This window comes from Spongorhabdus nitratireducens (assembly GCA_947387575.1).
In the GTDB taxonomy this organism is placed as follows: domain Bacteria; phylum Pseudomonadota; class Gammaproteobacteria; order Pseudomonadales; family Endozoicomonadaceae; genus CANDOC01.
Map to the genome: position 1 here is coordinate 27,844 of CANDOC010000012.1, position 14,583 is coordinate 42,426.

A 14,583-nucleotide genomic window follows, 5' to 3' on the forward strand; every position below is an offset into this window, starting at 1 on the left:
AATTACCTGAGAATCCTTGCCGGCAATCTCAGCTCTGAAAGAAGTTTCGGAGCGAAAGGATTGCGTCTATGATCCAGATCAAGTTCCAGTGTGATATCAAATGATTTCAGCGTATAAGTCAACAGTAATTGGCTATCTCGTTCCTGAACCTGGCTGTCAGAGACAAATTTTTGCCATGCCCAGGGTCCGCTATAGCTTTTTCGTGCCAGTTGCAGATTGTTGCTGGCAAAGTCAAGCGACAGTATGTCGGTAGTATCCAGCGGCCAGCGACGTTCCTGCCAACGCTGGGGACCATGGCTGTAACTGAAGTTGCCATTGCCATCCCGCAAGTTGAAGGTTGTGATATCGCTGTCCAGTCGCACTGCCCGCATCCGGTAGCTGATATCCAGTCTGCCATCAGCACTGAAATAGCGCTCCTGAATCTTGTCAGCCTGTTCCAGCTGTGCCAGAAAACCTGAAGACAGCGGCAGGATCAGGTTATTAACCGGGCGTAACCTCCAGCGATGATCGCTAGTCTCGCTGCCAGGCAATAGAAAAGCTGACAGATAGGTTTCAGTGAACTGATCCAGTTCTCCTGCAGGTCGCAGAAACTCGACAAAATCACCCAACCGGGCTTCCCGTCGCGCATCTTCAATAAATGGAAAATGATTGGCCAGACGGCTTTCCCAATTACGGTAAACGGTTGCCTGCCAGCGTTTCTGGATAAAATTGGCTGCTCCACTCATCTGGGTTTGCCAGATGGTATCTGCCAGCTGGTTTAACCACACGCCTGCTGCCGTGCGCTCCTGACGGGCCAGACGCTGTAGTCCAGCCAGACTACCTTCGCCGCTGGCTGCTTTAACGACACTGTCAAAGTAAGCCTGGTCGGGGTCAGGATGGACACTGATTTGCTGCAGTTCATTGTTCAGCATATCCAGCTGTTCGGTCAGTAGAGTGCCTTTATCGATAAAGAACGTGGCATAGGCGCTGAAAGCCTCATTGACAATGGCGGCCGAGCGCTGTTTTTCCAGCTTCTGCAGCGCACTGCGGCTGGCACTGGTGGCAATCTGCTTGTTGGCACCCTTCAGTCCCAGTGCCTTGGCCGCTTTTCGTTCTGCCTGACGTTTCACCAGTTTTTCGGTGCGGCTGGCTGCTTCATCAGTTTCAGGCGGAGCTAACTGGGTTTGATCGGAAATAGCTGCAATCAAGTTAAACAATGCTGGACTTTGCCCTTGATAGAGCATTTCCAGTCGTTCCTGCTGCTGTAGTAACCCGCGTCCAGATTGGAGCTCGATCTGACTGATCAGGGTTTTCCAAGTGCGGATATAATCCAGATAATAGAGTTCTCGTACCTTGCCACTGGCGCGAATCTTATCGGCCAGGGAAATATTGGCCATCAGGCCTTCAACCTTGTTCAAGCTGCCAATCGCCTCCTGCAGTAATGGCGAGTCCGGTGTCAGATCCAGCTGGCTAAAGCCTTCACGGGTAAAGATATACGGCAGGTAGTACTCTTCAAATCCTTGCTTGAAACGGAAGTTCTGGCTGAAATTGGGGCCAAGCCGGTTGCGAATATCTACTTTGTTGGCAAACAGAGGCTGTGAACGAATGTAGTTATAGATCAGCTGATTGTCGATCTGCTGCCCCAGGTCGCTGCGAGCTTGGGTGATCAGCTGCTGATCCGGTTCAACGTTACCCAGTGATGTGGCCCAAATATCATCAAGAAGTAACGAAAGATAGGGCGCAGAACCTTCTGGTAGCTCTCCGCGGTTACTCAGGATCTGAGTGATATAACTGTTCAAATCTGCGTTGTGACGGATCTCAGGGTCAAACAGCATCAGGTAATGCAACAGGTGTCGGAAAATTTCGTGATGATCGCCAAGATGAACATAAGCCAGTAGTGTGTCGTGTACACGCTCTGCAACCGGGGCAAATAACTGCCGTTGTAGCTGGTTGTGATAGGCCAGCTTAATGTTTTCAGCCTCTTTGCTGTCAAACAGACCAATGCTCATTACCAGTGGTCGCGGCTGGTTCCATGTTTCAACCAGCTGTCGCAGGCGTAACAGGGGAGATATCAGGTCTTCAAGTTCAGGTTGTTTTCCCAGAGAAGCTATTTCTTGTTGATAACGGCTGATTTCGGTCTGGGTCTGTAACTGCAACTGCTGGTTCCAGGTCACGTTTTTCCAGAGTACCCAGCCTCCTCCGGCAAAAATCAGGGTGATACTCAGTGTTGTAAGCAGTACTTTGCCCCGCCAAAGGTTGTGGGCTACGGGGTTTTCTCCCACCGCAGCCAGTATTTGGGTGGCAGCACGAGGGAAGAAACTTTGAATAAAATAGCTGTTGTTTCCCAGCTGTTGGGGCTGCTGACGGGTACTTCTGAAACCCCAGCTGCGTCCCAGTTCACTGGCCAGCAGATTGTAGCTTTCTCCGTTTTGCAGTGCCGAGCTAAACCAGACCCCGGCAACCCAGGCTTCCGGTGCATGATGACGGGTGCCGTATAATTCATCGAGGCTGATCTGCAGGCGTTCCTGCAGCAAGGTCAGCTGCAAGAGAAAACGACTGATTGCCTGGCGGTGAGCAGTATCTTTTTCATTATGCAGAAGATCTGTCAGGCGTGCTGTCAGTGTCGTGTGTAGTTGGTGGAAACCCTGTTGCCATGCTTCCGGCTGATAACCTTCGGGCAGGGGAACGCCCAATGGCTGACTGCGCTCGTTGCTGCAGCTTTGGTCAAAGCAGGCCTGAAAGCCTTCAAGCTGATCGCAGCGGGTAACCTGCAGCCAGACCGGTAGCTTGAGGCCGGTCATGGTATCGATTTCCCTCAGTCGACGACGCAGATGACGGGCACGTTCCTGTAACCAAGAGGGCTGGTATTTGATCAGCTGACATACCGGCTGAGCCACCAGTACACCAGACAACGGCTGGCGTGGGCGATACTGGCGTAATAGTGAATACAGGTGCTGCAGTACCGGAACATCCAGCTCGCTAGTGTTTTCTTCCAGAAAGTGACCGGCCAGTTCTATTACAACCGCATGTTCGCTAACCCAGAATACCGCATCGTCGTTATTCTGGTGTTGTCCGTCGCTTTCGGTATCTTTACCATTTTGCTGCTGGACGAGCTCAAAGCCAGCCTGATGTAACCATTGCCCCTTGCCGGAAGTTTCATCGCCCAACATCAACAACCACGGCAGGTTGTAGGGATTATTGCCACCGGATTGTTGCTTCAACTGCTTCAGCAGTTTTTTCCAGCTTGAGTTAAGGCGTTGCTTTTCCCGCTTCAGATACTGCAGGCTTTGATCCTGCTGTAGTCTTTTCTGGCGCTGGCGCCAGAATTTCCAGCCATAATAAAGACCGGTAAACAGTAGTGGAACACCAATCAGAATCAGTGTCAGCTCAACCCGGGTACTGATCGGATCCAGCCACTCGAGGGCTTCCGGCCAGATATAGACGGCCCCCCAGACAAACAAAAGTGCCAGTGTCAGTAAAATGAAGAAAATAACTGCTAGGACTTTTTTCATTACTGCCACTGCTCCATGTCATTCGGTGTGCTGTTATAGATGGTCCCGCCACTCTGTCTGGCATCAGGTGCAATCCATTGTTGCAGTGTATCCAGGCTGTTCATTCGGGTTGTCTGGTTGTAGTTGTCTATCCAGAAGGCAGTGGCGATATAACCTGCCAGCAATAATGCCGGGGTCAGGATAAGCCAGGGCGTACGCCGGAACTGTTTCAGTGGCCGCCATTCCTTGTTGTTCTGCTTTGTCTGAGGATCTTTTTTTGCGGGTTGAATCCGGCGTAGCTCAGTGTAAAGCTCGGCACTAAGGCGGGTCAGGTCGTGACCACCACTGCTATAAGCGCCGCCCTGTGCCCCTTGACGTTGATAGCGTCCCTGGAAACCCATACGCAGCAGCAGATACATCAGTTCCAGTAATTCATACTGTTGATCCGGGTGTTGCCGGGCCTGATCCAGCAACACAAAGAAGACTTCGCCACCATTACGCTGTTGAAATAACCGGCTCAGCAAACTGTGATTTTCCCAGCCGTCACGGCGGCCCCAACCGGTATTGTTAATGCCTTCATCAAGGGCTGCACAAACAACATAACAACAACGGTCCATCAGACTCTGGGCATAGCCCCGCATTCTGCCTCTGTTATTGAGTGCGGAGACTCGGTCAACCAGCTTTTCCCGAAACTCGGGTAAATTGGCCGGACGCTGTTGCTGCGGCAGGGTAACCAGCAGCGCCAGTAATTCGGCAGACAGGTTCACCAGATTGTTAGTTGAGGCGCGAAAGTCATTGAGCTGCTCACTGGAATGACCATGAACGCCCCAGCTCTGGTTATTCATGCCTAGGTCAGATGCAGAGTGCTGCTCTGTTTCAGGTATGGCGCCGGAGATTTGCGGCTGTGACTGATGAGAATCTGCTCCTGGACTCGTTCGAGGAATAGTGTCACTGCGCTGAAAGCTGAATATCTGTGCCATACGCTTACCTCACGACATATAACGTGACAGTCACGTCATCCGGCATTTGTTCGTCGATATGCAGGGCAATGGCATCGTGATGAGAGACCAGCTCATGCCACAGGGAGTGGCTGGTATCGACCTCAAAATACACGGTATCCGGCCGTGCTTTCAGTTCCAGTGGAGGAATCTGCATGGGTAGTAACGGTACTGCTGACAGCGCACCGCGTACCCGCTCGGCAATGCGCTGGTTGCCGGCCAGCTTGGCTGTTGCCGGGAACAGCTCGCGACAACGGCTGGGGCCAAGGTTGCTGGTAACCGCCAGTACAAAGCGACCGTCGTTAAATAGTGAACGGTCTTCAACCCGTGTTCGTAGCAAACGACGGCGTTCAAACAGACTGTCATCCCAGGGCAGTGACTGTACTTTTTCGCTACGGGCCTGACGCAGGTTTTGCTGCAGTGTGGTGAACACCGGGGCAAAGGCCCGCCAGGGTTCATCAAAGTCATAAGGCGGAAATTCAGGTGCCAGAGTACTGCTGAAGGTGGCCAGGTCGGCAGCCATTGTCACCAGCTCTCTGTGCAGTTCACCGGGACGTACTACTTCACCGGTGCAAATACTGTCCAGTCGGGCAGCATAACGGTTTAGGGCTTGTAGCCAAAGATACTCCAGCTGCATGGTCTGGAAGCTTTTCTGTTCTGAATGGGGGCCAATCTGGGTGGCCATTGCACTGGCCCGGCTGCGCATCCGGGCCTGCAGGTTCTGGACCTGCTCTTTCAACAGTTGACTGGTGCGATAATCCAGGCAGCGTGGAATAAAAGAGCTGTCCAGCTGCAGCCGGCCATCATTCTGGCGTTCCTGAATCCGGGCGACAGGCAGGCGAATATGAGTATCCGGCTCTTCATCCGGTAGTAACAGTTTCAGGTTCAACCGGGACAGGGTGAGGGCTACCGGTTCATTTTCACGATCGGTACTGTCCGGTGTGTCGTGATCAAAACTGATATGGCGACAGGCACCGGCATTTTGATGTTCTGCCTGAGCGGTATCGATCGTACCCGGGCGAATAGCCGGCAGCGCAAGATAGATCAGTGAACCGGCTTCAGCTTGCTCGATTTCCCTAATAATGGCGCTTTGACTGCAAAAGGGCGTGCCATCTGGAAAAATTCCGCTGCAGCGACGCAGCATGAAACGGCCGATATTCAGCTGCTCCTGATCGATGACCAGTTCGGTAAAGCCGGTTGGTCGTCCCGATGACAAGGAGACCAGCTGGCGGCTGTAGGATTCCAGATAACGTTCCTGCTGCTGGAAATGCTGCGGGCTGAGAAACATGCCCTCCTGCCATACCACACGGTTAGTATCCATCGGTTATACCCATACTCTGTAGTCGTCTGCCTTGTGCTGGCTGCCCTGCTCTGAAAATAAAGAGGGCTGTTGTTACTTTGTTTGCGTTGTTTTCATCGCAGGTCTGATGCCTGCTGATTACTGCTTCTTGTCGGATTTGGCGCCTTTCAGCTGATCCAGTGTTGGCAGCGGTAAATTCAGTTTGTTTCCACCTTTACCCGAGCCCTCTGCAGCGTTACCTCCTGAATCAGAAAAAGGCGTCAGCAGCTGTTTGGCCCGGTCAACCGGGGTCAGCTCGGGAGAGATGGTTAAATAAAGACTGTTGCCTTCCATCGCCAGCCGGCCAATATTGCGGGCATCGATACGAATCGGGGCAATCGCCCGGGCATCGGCATTCTGATAGCGGGCAAATTCCGCCAGAATCGCGATATAGCGGGTGGCCGGATTCAGGGTGATATCGAAACGGGTGGTCTGTCCCGGCAGCTGTATCGGAATACGATGCGCCTTGATCAAACTGTCCTGCAGTACTGCAGAATCCTGATCAAACAGATCAAGGAAACCGGCCCGGGAAAAAAAATCGGCCGCCTGTAGTTCATACAGCCGGATTTTCAGTGGCGATGCCTCATCCCGGTCATTGGGATTAAGGTCATAGCCAGCTTCCAGGGTGAGCTCCAGTGATGTATCACTGTTCTGCAGCGGATCTGCCGGGTTTGTGCCCGGCGATAACAGACTGCAGCCCGATAGCATCAGCAGGCTGGTGAAAAGCGCTATTACGGATTTCATGATGATTTTTCCTTCAGCCTGTTCATTGCCGCCTGAAACCGGGCGGTAAATGTCAGTCGGAGAGTCTGCTCTTTCATGATGCGCTGGTAATGACGGGTATAGAGTTTCCAGTTGTCACGCTTGCCAAACAGGCCCGGTTTGCCACCGTTATAGTCATCAAACAGCTTTTCCAGATACTCCGGCGACAGTTCGCTCAGGGTTTGTTCGAGCGCCTCTCCCATGGCGTGGTACATCATCTTTTTCAATACCCGGCTGCGACGGCGCAGTGCTTCACGAAGGCGCCGGTTTTCTTCCAACAGGGTGCTTAACTCACTCTGGGTTGCAGGCTCGTGCACCATTTGCTGTGAGACTTCCTTCACAACCGGCATAGCCGCAACATGAACCGGTTCCGGCCGGGCGGTATTGTTTACGGAGTCTGATTGCCAGACAGGGCTCACGACAGGGGATTCAATATCGACTGCAGTCTCATGAGATGAAGGCGGAACAGGACTGACTCTAGAATCTTGTGAAGCTTGCTCTGACAGTATTTGATCAGGCATGGCTTCGGAATTATCCAGCACATCAATCAGAGACTCCTGCCGGCTATGTGCACTAGCCATTTCATTAGCCAGCTCATCCAGAGGCTGTAATGGTCGGGTGGCATTATCAAAGCTCAGCGCCATATCATCCGCATCCGGTACGCTTTTATCAGTCCGGTGCTGGTTTGGTTGACCACCGGGAGAAAGCTCAAACGGATCATCCATAAAAGCCGTTCCTGTGTTTACAACCGAGGCGACAGAAGATGCAAAAGGATCGTCCGGCAAGTTGTTATCTTGCGAAGAATACTCAGTATCTGAATGGGCTTCCGGCCCTGAAGTCAAGCTGATTTCAGGTGAAAAAAGGTTAACCATGATCCGGTATTCACCACAGGTCAGAATATCACCATCGGTCAGGGTATGACGTTTGCCGGGCCCCAGTGGTGCTGATGCATTGTTGACCAGCAGGCCGTTGGTGCTCAGATCTTCAATCAGCCAGTGATTGTCTTCCGGATAAATCCGGGCATGCTTACCGGACAGTGTTCGAGTATTGTCAGGCAGTGCGACGGTGCAATCCGATGAGCGACCGATCAAACCACCGGCCGAAGGAATTCGGTACAGGGTTTCCGCCAGCAATTCACCTTCCGGAATATTGATGATCTGTAGCTGGAGGCTCATGGATTTACTCCTGTTGCCGGTAACGGGCAGGATTTCAGGGCTTGATTGAAACGTTGCAGGAATCCCGGATTACGTCCAAGAAACTCATTACTGAAATAGACACCCAATTCATTGCTATACAGTTCCAGCTGATTAAATGAATCAAGTTTTAACCCCCGGCGCTGCATTTCCTGTTCCATGACCTCACGGGTTTCCAGGATGGCGCCGACCTTGCGCTCCAACAGCAGATCAACAAGACGACGGGTATCTTTCGGATATTTGTCGACCCGGTATCCATTTTTTTTCAGCCAGAACCATTTGGCTGACCCAAAGGTAGCCGCCACACTGATGCCTTCCTTATAGTCCATGGTGGCAAACTGGTTGTTGTCCACATCCTGAAAGCTGTAAAGCACCCACTGTTGCTGTGCCACGGTGTCGGACAGGGTGGCATACTTGTCCCGGGTATCATTACGGGAGGCGACAAAAAAACCATCAAAGGCGCCCTGTCGAACTTCCAGCTGGGCCTTGCTCCATTCCATAAAGGCAATCTGATATGGTTGCTGCATTTTCCCCAGGGCACAACGCACCCGATCTGTTGCCAAACCATGAATACCGCCATCAGCTGTAGAATACTGATAAGGTGCCCATTCCTGGGTTGCCAGCCGCAGCCGGTCAACAGCGGCAAAAACCGGAAACGTAATCAGTGCCAGCAACAGGCCGGTGACAGCATCTGCAATCCTAATTTTCACCCTGCTCAAGTTGCATACCCCCTCTGTTAACCGGTTGGCCATTGCTGTTGTATAGGATGGTGGCCAGTTCAAACATCCGCAAAGGGATTGTCCAACCGGACTCGGCCACCTTTTTAAAATTGATTGCAATATCCGGTGGTGACAGCTCACCGACCGGAAGCTGGCCGGGAGTGTGTCTTCCGGTCAAAATCTGACGCCCGTATAGGGCTGCCAGTGCAGCATTACTTTCAAAACTGATGCCGATCGATAGCATCGGGCTGCCCGGCTGCGATGACACCAGATCCGGCACAGCACTCAGTACCGGAACCCGGCCGGCTAATGCATCGATCTGATCCAGTCGGGAAAACAACAGCGTACTGCCGGTCAGCCACAGTAGTGTTTGCCTTAATTCCGGATCAACCTTGCGACTGTTTGCCAGCGCTGCCGGAATCTCCTGTTGCAGGCTGGTCTCTGGGTCCGATGCATCAATTGATATTACGTTGACGTGTATTCCCGAGGCTCTGGCTGCCTGCACCAGCGGTTGTACCTGGGTTCTCAGGGCACTCTGATTACTGCTGCCATAGACAATACCGATGGAAACCAGATTTGGATTCAACGTTTGCAGATAACTGACCAGACTTTCTGCCCGAATATTCAGCGATGTGAAGGCATAGCGCTGTTTCTCAGGCGGTAAGGCACGGTTGCCAGTCAATCCGGATGGTGCGTCGTAACTCTCTCTCAACCCCATCAGTACCGGATCTTTAGCGGTCACACTGACAACCGGCATGGCCGGCTTCAACTGAGAGGTATATAGCGCAGAAGTGGCTTTTGAGCCTGCAACAAATGCCAGATCAAACCCTGGCTGTTGCATCAGCTGCCTGACCAACTCCGGTTGCTGGCGGAAATTAACGACAAGGTATCCGGCATCTTGCTGGTAGCGGCGGAATGCCCGGGTAATAGTTATAAAAGCCTGATCATAGGCAGAGGATGCCTTGGAATAGACGAACAGAACCTTTTGCTTTGTCGTAATCTTGCGGAAATCCGTCAGGGAGAAAGCAACAGGCTGTATTGTCGTGTTGGCACCGAACCAGGCCGGTTTATTATTGTTGAGAGGTACTGCACTTCTAGTATTTTCTACGGCATTAGCAATACTGATGCCGGAAAAGGTACCGGAAAAAAAACATAGCAGTACCAGAGGTAGCAGCTTTTTAAAGCGGCTACCTGTTGGTACAGAAAAAAATCTCATTCAGTGCAGAATCCTGCTGATATGAGGGATGGAACCCGGCAGGTTTTTCAGTCGGAAACCAATGGCGTTAAGTAGCTGGGATTCAATCAGTTCCTCATAGGTCATTTCTTCCCGTGGCAGACCATGACAAACCAGGCTTGTTTTATCCGGTGCAGGCCGGGTCAGGTCCGGCTTCGGATTGGCTTCCATGACTGACAGCCGCCCTGCAGCATCCATTCGAATATCAACCCGGGTCAGGCCCTGCAGGCAAAGTCCGGCATGAACCTGTTGTCCGAGCTTGTTGATTGCTGCAATCAGGTCTTCATCATCGACATTAATCAGGCGCCGGGATGAAATCGCTTTCTTGTCCATCGAAGTGAAAATGCGTTCATCCTGCTCCAGCCGACGCTCAATCACTGAAAAGGCAAAAGGTGTGGCGCCACAGTCTACTTGCTGTTGCTTTGTCACCACCGGGCCACTTACAGCAACAACAAATTCTCTGCCTGGTAGATATTCTTCGACCAGTACGGTATTGGATGTCAGTTCCAGTGTTTCGGTAACCCGTTTCCAGGCCGCTTCAACCGTCTCTTCATAGTTGACGTGAATCGAAGCCCGTCCGGAAGTCGGCTTGATAATAAAAGGCCCGGAGTAATCGTTGAAACGGGACTTTATTCGCCGGGTAAAAGTCTCCAGACAGTCATTCTGATGACAAACCAGGAACCGGGGCGTTGGAATATCCAGATCGACCAGTGCCTGTTTGAACAGGTGCTTGTTGTCGAGCAGAGTCGCATTTACCGGGTTATGACCAACATACGGCAGACCCACCATTTCCATCAGTGCAGGCAGGTGGGACATCGGGTTGTACCCCTGCAGGCCGCCACTATTACAGAAAACAATATCGACACAGTTTTTCTGTAATTCATCAACCAGCCGGGCATTTTCCGGCAGAGTCACAACGCGTTCGTAACCGCACTGCTGCAATGCTTCGGCAATTTGTCGGGCGACGGGCTCATAGGTTTTGGTCGCACGAGGATTGAAGGTTTTGTAAAAACAGCTGCCTTTGTCGTCTTTGTCACCGCCATGAATTACTGCGATGGAAAGATGTTTTCTCAGCTTGTCCTGGTGTGCTGTAAGGGTAGCAACGACGTTCTGCATGGGAAGACTGGTTACCGCATATCGAGACTGGATGACAGGCTATACGATGAATCTTGTGGGAAGGATTCAAGTAAAAGCCTGATGTGCACGATATGGGGGTAGACCTAAAGAGTCGACAATAAAAATGGGAATTATTTTGATGATTGTTGCAAAAATGAAAAGGTAGGCAGGAGCTACTTTATAACCATTATAAGCGACTTATTCTCTCTGAACGTACCCTAAGTGAAAACGATATTTAATGAAACAAAAAAGTCGCTATCAGACGTCCGATAGCGACTTTTGCTGGTAAGGTAAGGTCAGGTTTTGATTTAAATATCTATATTCAAATCAGACTGTGGTGTTGAACAGCAACTAAGCACATATCCTTGAGCAATTTCATCAGGCGTCAGCGTCATCTGGCTGGTGGAGCTGACTTTACCCTCAGAGATTTTAACCTTGCAGGAACCACAGACACCAGCACGGCAGGCGCCGATAACCGGGGCTTTCTGCTGCTCCAGAGCTTCCAGTACGGACTGACCGGGATCAAAGGTGGCGACCTTGCCGCTCTTTTCCAGTGTCAGCTGATAACCTTCGGCCTGAGCTGTTGCTTCGGTATCCAGTTCCGGCATCAGCTGTCCACCAAAGCTTTCCTGGAAGTAACGACTCATATCAAAGCCGCTATCGGCTACCATCTGTTCAACAGCCGTCATATAAGGTGCCGGGCCGCAAACAAAGATCGTGCGGTCATGCATATCAGGCGCAAGCTGTTGCAGCTTTTCTGCGTCCAGAAAACCGTCAATGTTTTCCAGCACATAGTCCAGCTTGAAGTTGTCATAACGCTGGGCGGTCTTGTCCAGTTCATGACGGAAAATAATATCGTAGGAGGTGCGGGCACTGTGGATGAAGTGAATATCAACATCCGCAACGGTATCCCGCAGCCAGCGGCTCATGGACATCATCGGCGTGATGCCGCAGCCTGCACTGAGGAACAGTACCTTTTTGGCCGGATGATCGATGATATTGAATTCACCACCAGGGCCTTCGGCTTTCACTTTGTGGCCTGGCTTCAGGTTTTCCAGCAACCAGCCCGATACCTGTCCGCCTTCCACTTTCTTGATGGTCAGTTCCAGCGTGTAAGGCTTGGAAGGTGAAGAACTGATGGTGTAGGTGCGGTAAACGTTTTCACCTTCGATTTCCAGCTGCAGGGTCACAAACTGGCCCGGTTTGAAATGGAACCGGGTTTGCGGCGTGCTCTGGAATACAAAGGTTTTAACGTCGTCGGTTTCCTGAACAACCCGCAGGCAGGTCAGTTCAAGAGTACCTTTCTGCCAGCTGGCGGCAGTGGAAAGTTGTTGAAATGCTTCTGTTATCTGCATGCTTTTTTCATGAACACTGATTATCGCTTGCTGAGGATTAATCGGTGTTGTCACGCTCATGGCTGTGTTAGCAAAAGACGTCAGTCTGTATCAACAGACTGACGTTTGTTATTCAGGAAAACCGAACTGTCTGATCAGGCGGCCAGAATGGCGTTCAGATCCTGTTCAACGGTTGTGGTCAGTTTCAGATCAAACTGTTCAACCAGAACATTCAGTAGGTTATCGGTCAGGAAGCCTGGAGTGGTCGGGCCAACGTGAATGTTCTTGATGCCCAGAGACAGCAGGGTCAGCAGAACAACAATCGCCTTTTGCTCGAACCAGGACAGGATCAGGGTCAGCGGCAGATCGTTAACGCCACACTCGAAAGCTTCAGCCAGCGCCAGAGCCAGTTGAATGGCGGAGTAACTGTCGTTGCACTGACCAACGTCCAGAAGACGCGGAATACCGTTGATATCACCGAATTCCAGCTTGTTGAACTTGAACTTGCCGCAGGCCAGAGTCAGGATCAGACTGTCGCTTGGTACGGCTTCAGCCATTTCGCGGTAGTAAGCACGTTCACTCTTGTCACCGTCGCAACCACCGATCAGGAAGAAGTGACGGATATCGCCGTTCTTGACACCGTCGATAACAGCTGGAGCAGCCTGCATCAGAGCGTTACGGGCAAAACCGGTCATGATGTTGTGCGGGATTTCGTCGTGTTCAAAGCCCGGCATTTCCAGTGCTTTCTCGATCACAACAGAGAAATCTTCATCTTCGATGTGGGTAACACCCGGCCAGCCAACAATGTTGCGGGTATAAATGCGATCTGCATAGTCACCGACATTTGGGTCGATAATGCAGTTGGAGGTCATCACGATCGGGCCAGGGAACTGGGCGAATTCGTGCTGCTGGTTCTGCCATGCACTGCCGTAGTTGCCGACCAGATGCGGGTATTTGTGCAGCAGCGGGTAACCGTGTGCCGGCAGCATTTCACCGTTGGTGTAAATGTTGATGCCCTTGCCTTCGGTCTGCTTCAGCAACATTTCCAGATCGATCAGGTCGTGACCGGATACCAGAATCGCCTTGCCTTTAACCGGACGAGTGTTGACCTGGGTCGGAACCGGGTGGCCGAAGGCTTCGGTTTCACCGCGATCCAGCATTTCCATAACGCCGTAGTTCATCTGACCAATTGCCATGGCGCAGCCCAGCAGTTCGGTGATATCTGCCGGATCAGTTGCCAGCCAGGACATATGCTTGTGGAACTCGGCATAAACGGCTTCGTCCTGCTCACCCAGTACGCGAGCGTGCTCCATGTAGGCAGCAGCACCTTTCAGACCGTACAGGCACAACAGACGCAGGCCGACCACGTCTTCGCTGACTTCATCCTTGCCACGGTTAGGCAGCATGGCCGGAGCTTGCTCCAGCATGGCCGCCATATCAACACCCAGATCAAAAGTAGCGGCAAACGGTGCAGCAGACAGGTCAACACCTTTCTCTTCGCAGGCAGCCTTCAGCTTGTTGCGGGCAATGCCGGCAGCGCGGGTCATTTCGATAATGCGGTTGGAGTCGAAGTTGACGTTGGTCAGCGTGGCGAAGAAAGCCTGCGGAATGTAAGCGTCGATAGCTGCGTCAACAATGCCGGCTTCGCGAGCACGCAGGGCATACCAGGAAACACCCTGCAGCATGTAGATCAGCACGTCCTGCAGATCAGAAGTTTCAGAAGTCTTGCCACACATACCCTGGGCATAGGAACAACCATTGCCGATGGGAGTCCGGATTGTCTGTTCACACTGAACGCAAAACATGATTCGACCTCAACCTTTTATAAGATTCAAATAATTTGCATCTATTGTCGCGCTAAACGACATCAGGGCGAATACGTAATAACCCTCAATGACGGTATATGGCGGGAACTGGCTTAATATAGGGCTGATTTATGTCACTTTATTGATCCGCCGGTCGGTATCATGTCCGTCTTCAGGAACAGGTTCTATGCAGTTAACACGCCATACTGACTATGCCCTTCGCACTCTGATTCAGGTTGCGCTGATGCCTGAAGGCGAACGTCTGTCTGTGGCTGCCATTACTGAAACCTACGACCTGTCCCGCAGTCATGTCATGAAAATTGTGCAGAAGCTGGGACAGCAGGGCTATCTGCGCAACATTCGGGGCAAGGGTGGTGGTATCGAGTTGGGTAGAAAACCTGAAGAGATCAATATCGGTGAAGTCGTCCGGGCGATGGAATCCACCCTGCAGGTGATTGATTGTGACAGTCCTTATTGCCGACTCCAGCCCGCCTGCAAATTGAAGCATGTACTGGCCGATGCGTTGCATGCGTTTATGGCTGTGCTCGATGGTTACACTCTGAAAGACCTGCTGGAAAACCGTGATGAGCTGATTCCACTGCTTGCTCTGTAG

11 protein-coding genes are annotated in these 14,583 nt (G+C 51.8%); 1 reads left to right on the forward strand and 10 read right to left on the reverse strand.

Annotated features, from left to right (window positions below; genetic code table 11):
* Positions 1-2: 2 nt before the first annotated feature.
* The 10 genes from tssM to hcp all read right to left on the reverse strand — a co-directional run bounded on the left by tssM (position 3) and on the right by hcp (position 13,970).
* Entirely contained in the window at positions 3-3,491 is a 3,489-nt protein-coding gene (gene tssM, locus ACYZZ0_RS19540) for a type VI secretion system membrane subunit TssM (RefSeq protein WP_461538343.1), read from the reverse strand.
* On the reverse strand, positions 3,491-4,450 hold the full coding sequence (gene icmH / locus ACYZZ0_RS19545) for a type IVB secretion system protein IcmH/DotU (protein WP_461538344.1): 960 nt from the start codon (positions 4,448-4,450) through the stop codon (positions 3,491-3,493). Before icmH ends, tssM begins: the two co-directional genes overlap by 1 nt.
* Positions 4,451-4,454: 4 nt before the next feature.
* Complete coding sequence (gene tssK / locus ACYZZ0_RS19550) at positions 4,455-5,789, reverse strand: type VI secretion system baseplate subunit TssK (protein WP_461538345.1); 1,335 nt, start codon at positions 5,787-5,789, stop codon at positions 4,455-4,457.
* Between the two features lie 117 nt (positions 5,790-5,906).
* Complete coding sequence (tssJ, locus tag ACYZZ0_RS19555) at positions 5,907-6,551, reverse strand: type VI secretion system lipoprotein TssJ (RefSeq protein ID WP_461538346.1); 645 nt, start codon at positions 6,549-6,551, stop codon at positions 5,907-5,909.
* Entirely contained in the window at positions 6,548-7,744 is a 1,197-nt protein-coding gene (locus ACYZZ0_RS19560) for a type VI secretion system-associated FHA domain protein (protein WP_461538347.1), read from the reverse strand. Before ACYZZ0_RS19560 ends, tssJ begins: the two co-directional genes overlap by 4 nt.
* Positions 7,741-8,472, reverse strand: coding sequence for a substrate-binding periplasmic protein (locus ACYZZ0_RS19565; RefSeq protein ID WP_461538348.1), 732 nt, complete (start codon positions 8,470-8,472; stop codon positions 7,741-7,743). Before ACYZZ0_RS19565 ends, ACYZZ0_RS19560 begins: the two co-directional genes overlap by 4 nt.
* Positions 8,462-9,697: an ABC transporter substrate binding protein gene (locus ACYZZ0_RS19570; protein ID WP_461538349.1), complete on the reverse strand. Its 1,236-nt coding sequence runs from the start codon at positions 9,695-9,697 to the stop codon at positions 8,462-8,464. Before ACYZZ0_RS19570 ends, ACYZZ0_RS19565 begins: the two co-directional genes overlap by 11 nt.
* Positions 9,698-10,831, reverse strand: a complete 1,134-nt coding sequence (locus ACYZZ0_RS19575) for a D-alanine--D-alanine ligase family protein (protein ID WP_461538350.1) — start codon at positions 10,829-10,831, stop codon at positions 9,698-9,700.
* Between the two features lie 308 nt (positions 10,832-11,139).
* The gene (locus ACYZZ0_RS19580) at positions 11,140-12,186 is read right to left on the reverse strand and encodes an FAD-binding oxidoreductase (RefSeq protein ID WP_461538351.1); all 1,047 of its coding nucleotides are present in this window, start codon (positions 12,184-12,186) and stop codon (positions 11,140-11,142) included.
* A 134-nt stretch (positions 12,187-12,320) separates the two neighbouring features.
* The gene (gene hcp, locus ACYZZ0_RS19585; RefSeq protein WP_461538352.1) at positions 12,321-13,970 is read right to left on the reverse strand and encodes a hydroxylamine reductase; all 1,650 of its coding nucleotides are present in this window, start codon (positions 13,968-13,970) and stop codon (positions 12,321-12,323) included.
* 187 nt (positions 13,971-14,157) lie between these two features.
* Here hcp and ACYZZ0_RS19590 point away from each other — a divergent pair, with 187 nt between their 5' ends.
* Positions 14,158-14,583 (forward strand): Rrf2 family transcriptional regulator, encoded by a 426-nt coding sequence (locus ACYZZ0_RS19590; RefSeq protein WP_461538353.1) that lies wholly within the window; start codon positions 14,158-14,160, stop codon positions 14,581-14,583.